The 13,979-nt window shown below is 71.0% G+C and carries 14 protein-coding genes; 8 read left to right on the top strand and 6 right to left on the bottom strand.

Annotated features, from left to right (window positions below):
* Nucleotides 1-447 (top strand): LysR substrate-binding domain-containing protein (locus AC5JJ1_RS24720; protein WP_495787776.1); only part of this gene is annotated, 447 nt, incomplete at its 5' end.
* Nucleotides 448-553: 106 nt separating this feature from the next.
* Here the strand turns inward: AC5JJ1_RS24720 and AC5JJ1_RS24715 are convergent.
* The 6 genes from AC5JJ1_RS24715 to AC5JJ1_RS24690 form a co-directional block, all read right to left on the bottom strand.
* Entirely contained in the window at nt 554-2,056 is a 1,503-nt protein-coding gene (locus tag AC5JJ1_RS24715) for a sensor domain-containing diguanylate cyclase (protein ID WP_495787775.1), read from the bottom strand.
* A gap of 364 nt (nt 2,057-2,420) precedes the next feature.
* A complete protein-coding gene (locus tag AC5JJ1_RS24710; RefSeq protein ID WP_495787774.1) occupies nt 2,421-3,545 on the bottom strand; it encodes a branched-chain amino acid ABC transporter substrate-binding protein in 1,125 nt (374 codons plus the stop codon).
* Nucleotides 3,546-3,629: 84 nt separating this feature from the next.
* Entirely contained in the window at nt 3,630-4,355 is a 726-nt protein-coding gene (locus AC5JJ1_RS24705) for an ABC transporter ATP-binding protein (RefSeq protein WP_495787773.1), read from the bottom strand.
* Nucleotides 4,352-5,263, bottom strand: coding sequence for an ABC transporter ATP-binding protein (locus AC5JJ1_RS24700; protein ID WP_495787772.1), 912 nt, complete (start codon nt 5,261-5,263; stop codon nt 4,352-4,354). The genes AC5JJ1_RS24705 and AC5JJ1_RS24700 overlap by 4 nt, the downstream gene beginning before the upstream one ends.
* Complete coding sequence (gene livM, locus AC5JJ1_RS24695; protein WP_495787771.1) at nt 5,260-6,543, bottom strand: high-affinity branched-chain amino acid ABC transporter permease LivM; 1,284 nt, start codon at nt 6,541-6,543, stop codon at nt 5,260-5,262. Before livM ends, AC5JJ1_RS24700 begins: the two co-directional genes overlap by 4 nt.
* Entirely contained in the window at nt 6,540-7,454 is a 915-nt protein-coding gene (locus tag AC5JJ1_RS24690; protein ID WP_495787770.1) for an ABC transporter permease subunit, read from the bottom strand. Before AC5JJ1_RS24690 ends, livM begins: the two co-directional genes overlap by 4 nt.
* A 133-nt stretch (nt 7,455-7,587) precedes the next feature.
* Here AC5JJ1_RS24690 and AC5JJ1_RS24685 point away from each other — a divergent pair, with 133 nt between their 5' ends.
* The 7 genes from AC5JJ1_RS24685 (at nt 7,588) to AC5JJ1_RS24655 (ending at nt 13,951) form a co-directional block, all read left to right on the top strand.
* Entirely contained in the window at nt 7,588-8,202 is a 615-nt protein-coding gene (locus AC5JJ1_RS24685; RefSeq protein WP_495787769.1) for a carboxymuconolactone decarboxylase family protein, read from the top strand.
* Between the two features lie 78 nt (nt 8,203-8,280).
* Complete coding sequence (locus AC5JJ1_RS24680; protein WP_495787768.1) at nt 8,281-10,431, top strand: acetate--CoA ligase family protein; 2,151 nt, start codon at nt 8,281-8,283, stop codon at nt 10,429-10,431.
* A gap of 52 nt (nt 10,432-10,483) precedes the next feature.
* Entirely contained in the window at nt 10,484-10,777 is a 294-nt protein-coding gene (locus AC5JJ1_RS24675) for a DUF6166 domain-containing protein (RefSeq protein WP_495787767.1), read from the top strand.
* A 253-nt stretch (nt 10,778-11,030) separates the two neighbouring features.
* Nucleotides 11,031-11,741, top strand: coding sequence for a GntR family transcriptional regulator (locus tag AC5JJ1_RS24670; protein WP_495787766.1), 711 nt, complete (start codon nt 11,031-11,033; stop codon nt 11,739-11,741).
* Between the two features lie 78 nt (nt 11,742-11,819).
* A complete protein-coding gene (locus AC5JJ1_RS24665) occupies nt 11,820-12,632 on the top strand; it encodes a sterol desaturase family protein (protein ID WP_495787765.1) in 813 nt (270 codons plus the stop codon).
* Nucleotides 12,633-12,636: 4 nt separating this feature from the next.
* Nucleotides 12,637-12,840: a hypothetical protein gene (locus tag AC5JJ1_RS24660; RefSeq protein WP_495787764.1), complete on the top strand. Its 204-nt coding sequence runs from the start codon at nt 12,637-12,639 to the stop codon at nt 12,838-12,840.
* A gap of 94 nt (nt 12,841-12,934) precedes the next feature.
* The gene (locus AC5JJ1_RS24655; RefSeq protein WP_495787763.1) at nt 12,935-13,951 is read left to right on the top strand and encodes a hypothetical protein; all 1,017 of its coding nucleotides are present in this window, start codon (nt 12,935-12,937) and stop codon (nt 13,949-13,951) included.
* Nucleotides 13,952-13,979 lie beyond the last annotated feature (28 nt).

The raw sequence follows: 13,979 nt of genomic DNA, 5'->3' as shown, positions 1-13,979 counted from the left end.
ACCAGGGGGGGCGATTTCATGGCGCCAAGGGGGGCGTTTCCGGTGTCGCTTGACATCCAGGTGCTGCGCTGCGCGAACTCGCCGCCGGTCGAGCTGGAGGGCTACTGCGCGCGGCCGCATGTGCTGGTGACGCCGCGGGGCGACCTCAGCGGCTTCGCCGACGCAGCGCTGGAGCGGCTGGGGCGGAGCCGGCGGGTGGTGCTCGGCGTGCCGGAATTCGGCCTGCTGCGGCAGGTGCTGCTGGGGACGGAGCTGCTCTGCACCGTTTCCGATGCGCTGGTGGAGGCGCTGATGGCGCCCGAGGCCGGCGGCGGGCTGGCAGTCGACCCGCTGCCCTTCGAGTCGCCCGATTCCGTCATGCGGATGGCCTGGCGCACCGCCCTCGACCACGACCCGGCCGAGGAATGGCTGCGGGCGCAGGTGGTGGCGGTGCTGGCCCGGCGCTGACGCCTGGAGCGGCCTCCGTTCGCCCGGCGCACGGACGCTGCACTAGTTCATTGTCTCGTCGAGCAAATACCTCCGGTCAAATGTTTCCACCTGATAGAAGCTTGCCCTAGGCCGCCGCCAGCGGGACCTTGTGCCGCTTTGCCACGTAGAGCGCCGCATCGGCCTTGGCGACCACCTGCTCCATCTGCGTCGCATCCCGCGGCATCAGCGCCACGCCGAGGCTGCAACCCAGGCGGAGGCGGCCGGCCTCGGTCGGCACGCCCTCGCGCAGCATGAAGTTCAGCCTTGCGCCGACCTCGCGCGCCGCGGCCTCCGCCTTGTCGGGCGGGCCCACGAGGCAGAGCAGGAATTCGTCGCCGCCGAGGCGCACCGCCGCATCCTCGCCGCGCAAGTTCTGCAGGAACCAGGCGCCGATGCCGCGCAGCACGTCGTCGCCGGCTGCATGGCCATGGGTGTCGTTGATCGGCTTGAAGCCGTCGAGGTCCAGGGCGACGACGGCGCAGCCCTGGTCGATCGGCGGCAGCGCCTGCTGCCAGGCGGCGAAGCCGGCGCGGTTGAGCAGGCCGGTCGGCGGGTCCCGCCAGGCCTGGTCGCGGAGCTGCTCGAGCCGGCGGCCCACATCGCCGCTGCCGCCGAGCACCCGCTGGATGGTGGAGCCCATGCGCCCGGCATGGAGACCGGCCAGCGCGCCGCCCATCGCGGCGATGCCGAGCGTGCCGACGCCGAGCCAAAGGCCGAAGGACCAGAGCGGGGCGAGCACCGTAGCACGGTCGCGCTGTGCCACCACCACCCAGCCAAGATCGGGCCGGTCCGCCGCGCCCTCCGCCCGGCCATAGCCCAGGATGGCGGGCGCCTGGCCGGGCAGGCTCGCCTCGCGCCAGCCATCGCCGGGGCGCTCCGCCGGCCAGGGCTTCCCACGCTCGGCCTCGGGGCCGAGCAGCACCAGCCCATCGGCGCCCAGCACGCGCAGCACCGGCGCGGGCTGCCAGGGGGCGAGGGCCGTCATCTCCCGCCGCACCGCCTCCGCCCAGCGCCAGGTGAGATGGCCCGAGACAACGCCGATGAGCGTGCCATCGGCCACATGCACGGGAGCGGCGGCATCGACGAAATAGGCATCCGCGCCGCCGCCTTCCTCCTCCGGCAGCAGCTTGGCCAGCATGACCGCGGGATGGACATCGCCGAGATGCAGGCCGGCCAGGCCGGGGCGGAACCAGGGGCGGGCGGAGACGTCGGCGCCCTCCAGCAGCCCGCCGGTCGCGGCGATGACGCGGCCATCGACGCCGGTGAAGCCGATCCAGGAGAAGGTGGGAGAGCGGGCCTTCAGATCCTCGAGCAGGCGGCGGGCCAGGGCGGGCTCGGGCGGCTGGCGCTCCAGGGCCTCGAAACGGGCCAGCAGGCCCACATCATGAGCCCAGTCGGCGAGGCCAGAGTCGAGCCGCTGCGCCATCACCCCGGCGAAATCGGCTAGACGGACGCCGTCCTGCCCGACCAGCCGGTTCCGTTCGGACCGCAGCAGCAGGGCGGAGCCGGCGAGGCCGAGCAAGGCGCAAAGGACACCCACCACCACGCCATGCCGCCAACCAGGACCGAACCAGCTGGGGAAGGACATCGCAACCGAACTCCGGGTTCAATCAATGAAGGTAGTTGCTATTTATGGTTGCTACCGCGCGTTCTGTCCACAGCCGGAACGATAGGCTTTCCCAGCATTCCTGTGATACCCAGTCTCGGTTAACCAAAAACGACCAGGCCGGACATGCGAAAGGCCTGGGCGGTTTCCCACCCAGGCCTTTCCATTGCGTCAGCCGTTGCCGGCCTCAGGCAGGGCTCAGGAAGCCATCTCCGCAGTGGCGGTGACGATGATCCAGGCCGCAGGCAGGGCACGCGGCGTATGGCAATGAGACACTGGATCACCTCCTTTCGGTTGTTGACGACTAAGGGGGAAAATGGGCCCCCGGAGGGACCCAATTCAAGTCCTAAACCTGCGAATAGTCGCCGTTCTTCCAGACATAGAAAACGTAATCCGGTACGGTGACATCGCCCTTCCTGTCGAAGGCGATGTCGCCGAGCACGGTCTGCCACGGCCCGCTCGCCTTCATCGCGTCGGCGACCTTCTTGGCGTCGATGCTGTTGACCTTGGCCGCGGCGGCCGCCCAGATCTGCACCGCGGCATAGGTGTAGAGGACGTAGCCCTCCGGATCGATGTTCTTCGCCTTGAAGGACTGCACGACCGAGGCGGCGCTGGCGCGCTTCCGCGGGTCGCTGCTGAAGGTCATCAGCGTGCCCTCGCCGGCGGCGCCGGTGATCTGCCAGAAGTCCTTGGTGACGAGGGCGTCGCCGCCGATCATCGTCACGTTCATCCCCTGCTCCTTGGCCTGGCGGAGGATGAGGCCGGCCTCGGTGTAGTAGCCGCCGATATACATCACCTCGACGCCGGCGCTCTTCAGGCGGGAGACGAGGGCGTTATAGTCGCGCTCGCCCGGGTTGTAGGCGGCGTAGATGGTCTCCTGCACGCCGCCGGCGTTCAGCGCCTTCTTGGTCTCGTCGGCCAGGCCCTTCCCGTAGGCCTGGTTGTCGTGGAGGATCGCCACCTTCTTGCCGGGATAGGTCTTGGCGATATAGGTGCCGGCGATCTGGCCCTGCTGGTCGTCCCGGCCGCAGACGCGGAAGGTGTTCCAGGCGCCGTCGTCGGTGAATTTCGGGTTGGTGCTGGCCGGGCTGATCTGCAGCACGCCCTCCTCGGCATAGACCTTGCTGGCGGGGATGGAGCTGCCGGAGCAGTAGTGGCCTGCGACCATCGCTACCTTGCGGCCGGAGAGCTGGTTGGCCACCGAGACGGCCTGGCGCGGGTCGCAGGCATCGTCGGCGATCTCGAGGGCGAGCTGGCGGCCGAGCACGCCGCCCTTGGCGTTCATGTCGGCGGCCACCTGCTGGGCGCCGATCCGCATCTGCTCGCCGGCGGCGGCGTTGGAGCCGGTCATCGGCCCGGCGCAGGCGATGCGGATCGGCCCGCTGCCCTGGGCGAAGGCCGGGCGGATCAGGGCCGGGCCGGCCAGCGCGATGCCGGCGGTGCCGGCGATAAGTCCCCTACGATTGAGCATGGTCGTGCTTTCCCTGTCGATGCCGCTGCCCTCGGGGCAGCTTGCTGGCGATGTTAGGCGAATGAACCCGGCCGCTCCAATCTTCTAGCCGTGGCCCCCGCCGAGATAGGCGTCGCGGATCTCCGGCCGGGCCAGCAGCTCGTGCCCGCCGCCCTCCATGGTGATCCGCCCGTTGACCAGGACATAGCCGCGATGGGCGAGGCGGAGCGCCTGGTTGGCGTTCTGCTCGACCAGCAGCACGGTAAGGCCCGTGCTCTCGTTGAGCTGGCGGATGGCGCCGAAGATCTGCCGCACGATGAGCGGCGCGAGGCCGAGCGAGGGCTCGTCCAGCAGCAGCAGGCGTGGCTTCGACATCAGCGCCCGGCCGATCGCCAGCATCTGCTGCTCGCCGCCCGAGAGGGTGCCGCCGCGCTGGCCGATCCGCTCCTTGAGGCGGGGGAAGAGGGTGAAGACCTGCTCGAGCTGCGGCGTCGGGTCGCCCTTGACGAGCGCCTGGGCGCCCATCAGCAGGTTCTCGTGGACCGTCATGCGCGGGAAGATGCGCCGCCCCTCCGGCGACTGGGCGACGCCGCGGCGCATGGTGAGGTGCGTCGGCTCGCCGGTGATGTCCTCGCCGCCGAGGACGATGCGCCCGGCCCGCGGGCTGGGCGAGCCGCAGATGGTCATCAGCAGCGTCGACTTGCCGGCGCCGTTGGCGCCGATCAGCGTGACGATCTCGCCGGGCATGACCTGGAGCGAGACATCGGAGAGCGCCTGCACCGCGCCGTAGCTGGCGGAGACGCAATCGACTTCGAGGAGGGGCGTGGTCATGTGCTGCTGCCGTTCCGATGCAGCCCTACGGTGCTCGCCTGCGGCTCCGCCCTGCGGCCATCGGAAGCGGGGACCTCCTCCTCGTCCTCGCCGAGATAGGCGGCGATGACCTTGGCGTTGCCGCGCACCTCGGCCGGCGTGCCGTCGGCGATCAGCACGCCATGGTCGAGCACCACGACGCGGTCGCTGATGCGCATGACGACGCCCATGTCATGCTCGATCAGCAGGATGGAGGTGCCCTCCCCCCGGATGTCGAGCAGCAGCCGCGCCAGCTCGTCCGACTCGCGCGGGTTGAGGCCGGCGGCGGGCTCGTCCAGGCAAAGCAGGGCCGGCTCCGTGCACATGGCGCGGGCGATCTCCAGCCGGCGCTGCTGGCCATAGGGCAGGGCGCCGGCCGGGTCGTCGGCGCGGTCCATCAGGTTGGTGGCGGCGAGCCAGCGCTTCGCCAGCTCCACCGCCTGCCGCTCCGCCTTGGGGTAGTGCGACAGGCCGAGCACCGCGCCGATGCCCCAGCCGGTCGAGGCCATCAGCGTGTTGTGCTGCGCGATCAGCAGGTTCTCCAGCGCCGTCATGCCGGGGAAGAGGCGGATGTTCTGGAAGGTGCGGGCGACGCCGGCACGGGCGATCCGGTGCCCGGCCAGGCGCTGCAACTCGGTCGGCAACGCGCCCGGCTTGTGCAGGCGGATGATGCCGTCGCTCGGCCGGTAAAAGCCGGTGACGCAGTTGAAGAGCGTCGTCTTGCCGGCGCCGTTCGGCCCGATCAGCGCCGTGATCTCCCCGATGCCTGCGGCGAAGGAGACGCCGGAGACGGCGGTGAGGCCACCGAAGCGCATGGTGAGGCCCTGCACCTCGAGGATGGGGTTGTTCTGGCTCGGGGGATTGCCGCCCCGCTCCGATGCGGCACTCATCCGTGCCCCTCCCCGACGAGCTTGCCGTCGATCGCTCGTCGCTTGCCGAGCGCGATGGAGGGCGTGCGCGTCCCCACAAGGCCGCGGGGCCGCAGCACCATGATGACGACCATGGCGCCGCCGAAGACCAGCATCCGCCACTCCTGCAGGTCGCGGAACACCTCCGTCCCGCCGATCAGCACCAGCGCCGCGACGGCGACGCCGATCTGGCTGCCGAGCCCGCCGAGCACGACGATCGCCAGGATGATGGCGCTCTCGATGAAGGTGAAGCTCTCCGGGCTGATGAAGGCTTGGCGCGTGGCGAAGAAGGCGCCGGCGAAGCCGCCGAACATGGCGCCCAAGGCGAAGGCGGTGAGCTTGGTGATGGTGACGTTGATGCCGAGGGCCCGGCAGGCGATCTCGTCCTCGCGCAGCGCCTCCCAGGCGCGGCCGAGCGGCTGGCGGCGCAGCCGGATCGTCACCCAATTGGTCAGCAGGGCGAGTGCCAGGATCAGGTAGTAGAGGAAGATGACGCGGTGGACCGATGACGGCTCCAGCCCGAAGAAGCCGGCGAAGGTGCCCTCGCCGCCCGACATGCTGAAGGGCAGGCCGAAGAAGGAGGGACGCGGGATGCCGCTGATGCCGTTCGGCCCGCCCGTCAGGCTCACCCAGTTGAGCAGCACCACGCGGATGATCTCGCCGAAGGCCAGCGTCACGATGGCGAGGTAGTCGCCGCGCAGCCTGAGCACCGGGAAGCCGAGCAGCACGCCCCAGAAGGCGGCGAGGATGCCAGCCAGCGGCAGGCAGACCCAGAAGGAGAGCCCGAAATACTGCGCCAGCAGCGCGTAGGAATAGGCTCCGACCGCATAGAAGGCGACATAGCCGAGGTCGAGCAGCCCGGCGAGGCCGACCACGATGTTGAGCCCCCAGCCGAGCATCACATAGGTCAGCACCAGGATGCCGAGGTCGAGCCAGTAGCGGTCGATGCCCGGGATCGCCGGTAGCACGAGGGCGAGGGCGAGGAAGGCCGGCGCCGCGAGCCGCCCCGCCTGCTGCAGCCGCCGCGTCCAGGGTCCGGCGGAGGTGCTGGGGCGGAGGCCCGTGCGCCCGGTCCAGAGCACCAGCGCCAGGCGGCCGATGAAGACGAGGCCGATGAGGATCGCGGCATCGCTCCAGCGATAGCGGAGCGTGAGGCCGCCGCCCTCGCCGATATCGGTGCGCAGGGCGACGAGCGGGACGAAGAGCAGGGCGGCGACCACGGCCCCGGTCAGCGCATCCTTCAGGGCAAGCTGGAGCCTCATACCTTCTCCACCTCCTGCCGGCCGAGCAGCCCGGTAGGCAGGAAGATCAGCGTGAGGACGAGGATCGAGAAGGCGGCGACATCCTTGTACTGCACGCTGAAATAGGCGGACCAGAAGGTCTCTATGAGGCCGATCAGCAGCCCGCCGAGAACGGCACCGGGCAACGAGCCGATGCCGCCGAGCACCGCCGCGGTGAAGGCCTTCACGCCCGCCAGGAAGCCGATGAAGAAGTCGATTACGCCGTAGCGCAGCAGGTACATGGTCCCGGCGACCGAGGCGAGCGCCGCGCCGATGACGAAGGTGAGGCTGATGGTCTTGTCGGTGTCGATGCCGAGGAGGGAGGCCATCTTGCGGTCCTGCTCGCAGGCGCGCATGGCGCGGCCGAGCGGCGTCCGCGTCACCAATATGGTGAAGACGGCGAGCACGGCGAGCGTCACGCCGATGATCAGCATCTGCGTATAGGCGAACTGGACGACGAAGCCGCCTTCCTGCATCACCTCGACGCCGCCGGGGATCAGCGTGTCCATCGGCTTCACCCGCGCGCCCTGGCTGACCTGGACGTAGTTCTGCAGGACGATGGAGATGCCGATGGCGGAGATCAGCGGCGCCAGGCGGAAGCTGCCGCGCAGCGGCCGGTAGGCCACGCGCTCGATCGCCCAGCCATAGACGCCGGTGACGACGACCGAGAGGAGCAGCACCAGGATGATGCCGGCCGGCCCGCCCATCACCCCGCCCATCGAGAGCAGCAGCACCGCGATCAGCGACAGGAAGGCGCCGATCATGAATACGTCGCCATGCGCGAAATTGATCATGCCGATGATGCCGTAGACCATGGTGTAGCCTACCGCGATCAGGCCGTAGATCATCCCCAGGCTGATCCCGTTGATCAGCTGCTGCAATGCATAGGCCAAGAAGTCCCTCCAGCCGCTTTTCCCTGTTGCCCCGAAGCTAGCCACGCCCGCGGCCCCGGCATAGGGGAAGTTGCCGGGCCGCAGCGAGGCGGCGATGCTCCCTGCCCGAGCAATGGGCGGAGGAAAAGTCACGATGGCGTCCGATGCGGCAATCCCACCCGATGACGGAAGCAGCGGGCGCCTGCCGCCCATCCCGGAGGACCGGCTGACCGAGGCGCAGCGGCGCGTCGCCGCCGGCATCGCGGGCGGGCCGCGGGGCGGGCTGCGCGGGCCCTTCCCCGCCCTGCTGCGCAGCCCGGAGCTCGCCGACCGCTTCCAGAAGGTTGGCGAGTATCTCCGCTTCAACAGCTCCATCCCGACGGCGCTGAACGAGCTGGCGATCCTCGTTGCGGCGCGGACATGGTCGGCGCAGTTCGAGTGGTACGCGCACCACCTGCTGGCGATGAAGGCCGGGCTGCCGCCCGCCATCGCCGAGGCCATTGCCGAGGGGCGGCGGCCGGAGGGCATGGACCGGGACCAGACCATCATCTACGACTTCTGCGCCGAGCTGCACGAGACCCATGCCGTCTCGGACGCCACCTATGCGGCGGCGCGGGAGCGCTTCGGCGAGCAGGGCGTCGTCGACCTGCTCGGCGTCAGCGGCTACTACGTGGCCGTGGCGATGATCCTGAACGTCGCCCAGGTGCCGCTGCCGCCCGGCGTGCCGGCGCCGCTGAAGCCATTGTCCCAGCCTGGGGCCAAGGGTTGACCGGGGCAGGACCCGGACTAGGCTGACCTGGTCCAAGAAAGACCGCCGCGAACCGGCGGGGAGCATCGGGAGGGACGCTTGCAGCACCACGTCACGGATGGCCGCGCCGGGCCGGAACCCCTGCGCGACCCCGCCAGCCTGCGCCGCCTGCTCTCCCCCCGCAGCGTCGCCGTGGTCGGCGTCTCGGCCGACCCGGTCGGCTTCGGCGCCCGCAGCATCGGCAACATGCGCGGCTTCGACGGGCCGGTCTGGGCGGTGAACCCGAAATATGCGGGACAGGAGCTGCACGGCTTCCCCTGCCTCGGCAGCATCGCCGACCTGCCCGAGGCGCCGGATTGCGTGCTGCTGGCCCTGCCGCGCACCGGCATCATGCCGGCCGTCGAGGCCTGCATCGCCAAGGGCGCGGGCGGCATCATCGCCTTCGCGTCCGGGTATGGCGAGACCGGCCTCGCCGACCGCGTCGCGGAGGAGGAGGCGCTGCGCGACCGCTGCCGCGCGGCGAACATGCCCCTCGTCGGCGTCAATTGCCTCGGCATCGTCGACCATGTGCTGAAGGCGGGCGTCACCTTCATGCCGGAATACGGGCGGCTGACGGCGCCGCCCGGCGGCGTCGCCATCACCAGCCAGTCCGGCGCGCTCGGCTATGCGCTGATGCAGGCCGCCGAGCGCGGCTTCTCCGTCTGCCACATGACGACGGCGGGCAATGCGACCGACCTCGATGTCTGTGACCTCGCCGCCTACCAGCTCTCCATGCCGGAATGCCGCGCGGTGGCGCTGGCGGTGGAGGGGCTGCGCGACGGGCGGCGGCTGGCGCTGCTCGGCGAGGCGGCGCGGCAGGTGGGCAAGCCGATCGTCGTGCTGAAGCTCGGGCGCGGCGAGGCGGGGGCGGCGGCGGCCGTGTCGCACACCGGCTCGCTCGCCGGCAGCGCCGCCGCCTGGTCGGCCGCCTTCCGCCGCGCCGGCATGGTCGAGGTCGAGGATTTCGACGCGCTGCTGGAAACGGCCGGGATGTTCGCCAAGGCGCCGCCGCCGACGGCGCCGGGCGTTGCCATCATCACCCCCTCGGGGGGCGCCGGCATCATGGCGGCCGACCATGCCGAGGCGCTCGGCCTCGCCATGCCGCAGCCGCGGCCGGAGACCGAGGCGGTGCTGCGGGCCGCCATCCCGGATTTCGGCGCGCCGCGCAATCCCTGCGACCTCACCGCGCAGGTGGCGAGCGACCCGTCCAGCTACGATGCCTGCATGGAGGCGATGCTCAGCGACCCGCAATATGGCTGCGCGGTGATGCCGGTGGTCTACTCCCACCATGCCTCGACCCAGCTGCGGATGGAGCAGCTCCGCCCCTATGCGCCGAAATTCGGCAAGCCGCTGCTGATCGCCTGGATCCCGGAGCAGCTCGAGGGGCCGGGCGCCGTCGCCGCGGATTCGGTGCCGGAGCTCATCCTCTTCCGCTCCATGCGGCGGCTGATGAATGCGGTGCGGCTCTGGCTCGAGTATCACGGGCGGAAGCCGGCCGGCACGCCGGCGCGGCCGCACGGCCTCGAGGCGGCACTCGCTGGCCTGCCCGCCGGCGAGGTGGTGCTGATGGAGGCGGAGGCCAAGGCGCTCTTCGCCAAGGCCGGCGTGCCGGTGGTCGAGGAGCGCCGTGCCGCAAGCGCCGCCGAAGCCGCCGAGGCGGCGGCGGCGCTCGGCTTCCCCGTGGTGCTGAAGCTCGACAGCCCGGACATCGCCCACAAGACGGAAGTGGGCGGCGTGAAGCTGAACCTGGCCGACCGGGCGGCGGTGGAGGCGGCCTTCGGCGCCATCATGGCCTCGGCAAGGCAGAAGGCGCCGGAAGCCCGGCTCGACGGCGTGCTGATCCAGCGCATGTCCCGCCCGGGGGTGGAGCTGATCCTCGGCGCCCGGCGGGACGGGCAGTTCGGCCCGCTCGTCCTGGTTGGCACCGGCGGGGTGCAGGCGGAGCTTTGGCGCGACGTGGCGCTCGACCTCGCCCCGGTCAGCCCCGAGCGGGCGGAGGAGATGCTGCGGAGCCTGAAGGGCTTCCCGCTGCTCGACGGCTTCCGCGGCGGCCCGCGCGCTGACATCCCGGCCGTGGCGCAGGCGGTCTCCGCCTTCTCCGTGCTGGTGGCGGAGGCCGGGCCGCGCGTCGAGGAGGCGGAGGTCAACCCGCTGATCTGCGGCGACTGGGGCTGTCTTGCCGTCGACGGGCTGGTGCGGTGCAGCGCATGACATATCAGTCGGCGATGGCGTAGCATCCCGCCTGCGCACGGGGCAGGATGCGATGGCGAAGATCTACGAGGGCGGCCGTGGCCTGGCCGGGGCAGAGGTCACGGTCGACGGCGCGCCGCTCGACCCGCGCTTCGACCTCCGCCGCTTCTCGGCCATGGGCTATGAATGGACCTATGAGGGCGACGGGCCGCGCCAGCTGGCGCTCGCCCTGCTGGCGGACCATCTCGGCGACCCGCAGCGGGCCCTGGCGCTGACCGAGGCCTTCATGCGCGAGGTCGTGGCCCGGCTCGACAATGCCTGGCTGCTGACCTCCGAGGATATCGATGCGGCCCTGTCCTGCCTCTAGGTTACGCGCTATGCAGGGCGCAAGGGAACGCGCGACCGACGATACCGCCGTCAGTCGCGCGCTCGACCCGCTGGACTACCCTCCCTAAACCCGGCTTTCCGCAGGGCGGATATACCAATGACGCATTCGACGGTCTGTGAGGCTGCCGCTGATATGTGGCTTGATATATCTCTCACATGCAGTGTTGCCGGGCGGACGCTCCGTGTCAACCGGGCTGGCCATCGTCATGACATGCCACTGAGATCCTGACCCCATGCCCGACCACGCCCCGCCCCGCCGCGCTCCCTCGCTCCGTCATCGGCGCGGCATCGCTGCCGATGCTGCGGCGACCATGACGGAACAGGCCTATCGCAGCATCGAGGAGGCGATCGTCACCCTTGCCCTCCAGCCGGGCGAGGTGGTGAGCGAGGCGCAGCTCTCCGCCAGGACCGGCTTCGGCCGGACGCCGGTGCGGGAGGCGCTGCAGCGCCTGGCGCGCGAGCGGCTGGTGCGCATCCTGCCGCGGCGGGGCATCGTCGTCGCGCCGGTCGACATCCGCGAGCAGCTGCGGCTGCTGGAGGTGCGGCGGGAGATCGAGCGGCTGACCGCCCGCGCCTCGGCCCGCCGCGCCGATGCCGCGCAGCGCGCCCGGCTGCGCGCCATCGCCGATGCGATGGAGGTGGCGGCGGCGACGAGTGACGAGACCGCCTTCCTCCGCCTCGACCGCGAGCTGAACCTGCTGCTGCTGGATGCCGCGCACAATGAATTCGCGGCCGCCGCCATGGCGCTGATGCACGGGCTCTCGCGCCGCTTCTGGTTCATCCACTGGCGCCGCAGCGCCGGCCTGCCGGAGGCGGCGGCCGCGCATGCGCGGCTGGCCCGCAGCATCGCCGATGGCCAGGCGGAGGCGGCGGCCGCCGCCTCCGACATGCTGATCGACTACATCGAGAGCTTCACCCGGGCGACGGTCGGGCCCGAGCCTTGATAGGCACGCCTCGATGCCCACGCCTTGACCGGCGCCGCCGCCACGTGCTGATATATCAGCAACAGGCGGAGGAACGGCATGCCAGACAGCCCTTCGAGCGATGCGCTGCGGCGCGAGCGCCTGTCGCGCCGGCAGCAGGCCTTCCGGGCGGATTTCCGGGCCAAGATCGGCCGGCTCTATCATGGCTGGGCGCATGTGGCGCTGATCTACGCGATCGGCGGCGCGGCCATCTGGTATGCGGCGCGGCAGGTCGGCTCGCCGGCCTGGTACGAATGGCTGGTGGTGCCCGCTGCCTTCCTCGGCGCCAACATCTTCGAATGGTGGATCCATAAATACGTGATGCACCGGCCGCTGCGTGGCTTCATGGGCATCTACAAGCGGCACACGCTGGCGCACCACCAGTTCTTCACCGAGACGGAATACACCATCGACGATGCGCGGGACTTCCGCATCGTTTTCTTCCCGCCCTATGCGCTGGTCACCTTCCTGGCGCTGTCGCTGGTGCCGGCGCTGCTGCTGCGCGCCATCGGCCTGCCGGATGCGGGCTGGCTGCTGCTGATCACCAACACGGCGCTCTACCTGAACTACGAGCTCTTCCACTTCTGCTGCCACGTGAAGGACGACCGGATCGTCCGGCACATCCCCTTCATCAACACCATCCGCCGCCACCACGCCGCGCATCACGACACGGCCATCATGATGGAGCGGAATTTCAACCTCACCTACCCGATCGCGGACTGGTTCTTCGGCACCAGCGACCTCCGGCGCGGGCTGCTCGGGCATTTGCTGAACGGCTATGACGCGACCCATCGCCGGGCGGACCTGAAGCGGGTGCGGCACGGCACGGACGACCCGCAGGCCGGCAAGCCGCGGCTGGCGGCGGCGGAGTAGGGCGATGGCCGCGCTCAGGCCGCTGGATGGCGGGCAGATCAAGACCTCCCGTGCCTCGCTGATCGGCGGCATCGCGGTCGGCATCGGCGTCGCGGTGCTCTGGGCGGCGCTGGCGCGGGACCTGGGCGCCGGGCCCGCCGCCGCCCTGCTTCCCGCCGCCCTGGTCGGGTTGCTGGCCGGGCTTTGGGTCTGGCGGGCGGATTTGTAGCGACCAATCTGCAACAGGCGGAACAGTTCCCTCGCCGCCCGCGCAACCGATCAATCCCTCTGTCGTTTCCTGAATGGGACGGAGAGGAGCGGCCGTGGACCAGGTGGCGCAGGTGGACCCTTTGGCATCCCGGGCTGGGCCGGAGCAGCGATTGCTGGCTGCCCTGCCGCCCGGCTGGCGGGCGGTGGGGCGCTGTCGCCTCGGCCTTGGCGGGCCGGCGGGGGTCGGCATGGGGTGCCTGGCGCTCGCCCATCCCACGGTGGGACTGGCGCTGATCGACCTTATCCCCAATGCAACGCCGAATGCCGAGGCCAGGCTGCGCCGGACCTTGGAGGCCGCGGGCTTCCAGGAGCGCTGCCCAGGTACGCTGCCCGTATGGCACGGGCGGGTGGACCCGATGATGCTGCGCACCCTTGCGAGCATGCTGGCCGAGGGGTTCGACGCGCTGCCGCCGCTCGGCCTGGGCGGACCGGAGGGCTGGATCGGCGCGGTGCAGGCGGCCCTGGCCAGGGACCCTGCCTGGGAGGTGCCCGGCCGCCCGCGCGCCGCAGCCCCCGCAATCGCCCCACCCGCCGAAGCAGAGGAAGAGGATGAGGCCCCTGCGCCGCGCCGGCGCCGCTCGCGCTGGATCGGCGGCGGCGTGGTGCTGGCCTGTTGCCTGGCCATCGGCATCGCCCTGCTGCCTGCGGCGCCGGCCCCGACGCCGGCCAGCCCGCCGCCCCTGGCAGCCGCCCCCAAGCCCGCCCTCGAGCCTGTGCCGGTGCTGGCCGCCATGCCGCCGCCAGCGCCCACACCCGCGGCCGCACCCGCACCCGAGCCGCCGGTTGCGCGAAGCCTGCCGCCGATCGAGCGGGTGGAACTGCCGGTCATCCGCCCTGCGGAGCCGCCGCCTCCGGCCGCGGAGGCGCCCCCGCCCGAGCCGGTGGCGGAGGAGCCTGACATTGCAACGCCGCCCCCTGCGCCCCCGCCCCCGCCGCCGCTGCGTCAGGCCGCCGCGAAGCCGCGCATCGACCCGAGTTGCAGCCGCGCCCTGTTCCGCTTCCAGCAAGGCGAACGGCTGACCGCTGCCGAGGAGGCCTTCGTCAAGACGGGCTGCGTGACCCGCCGCTGACCGAGGCGCCTCGAGCGGTTTCCGTTCG

This window comes from Belnapia sp. (assembly GCF_059504005.1).
The sequence above is the reverse complement of the archived record's forward strand: the minus strand, read 5'-3'. Positions and strand labels throughout refer to the sequence as shown.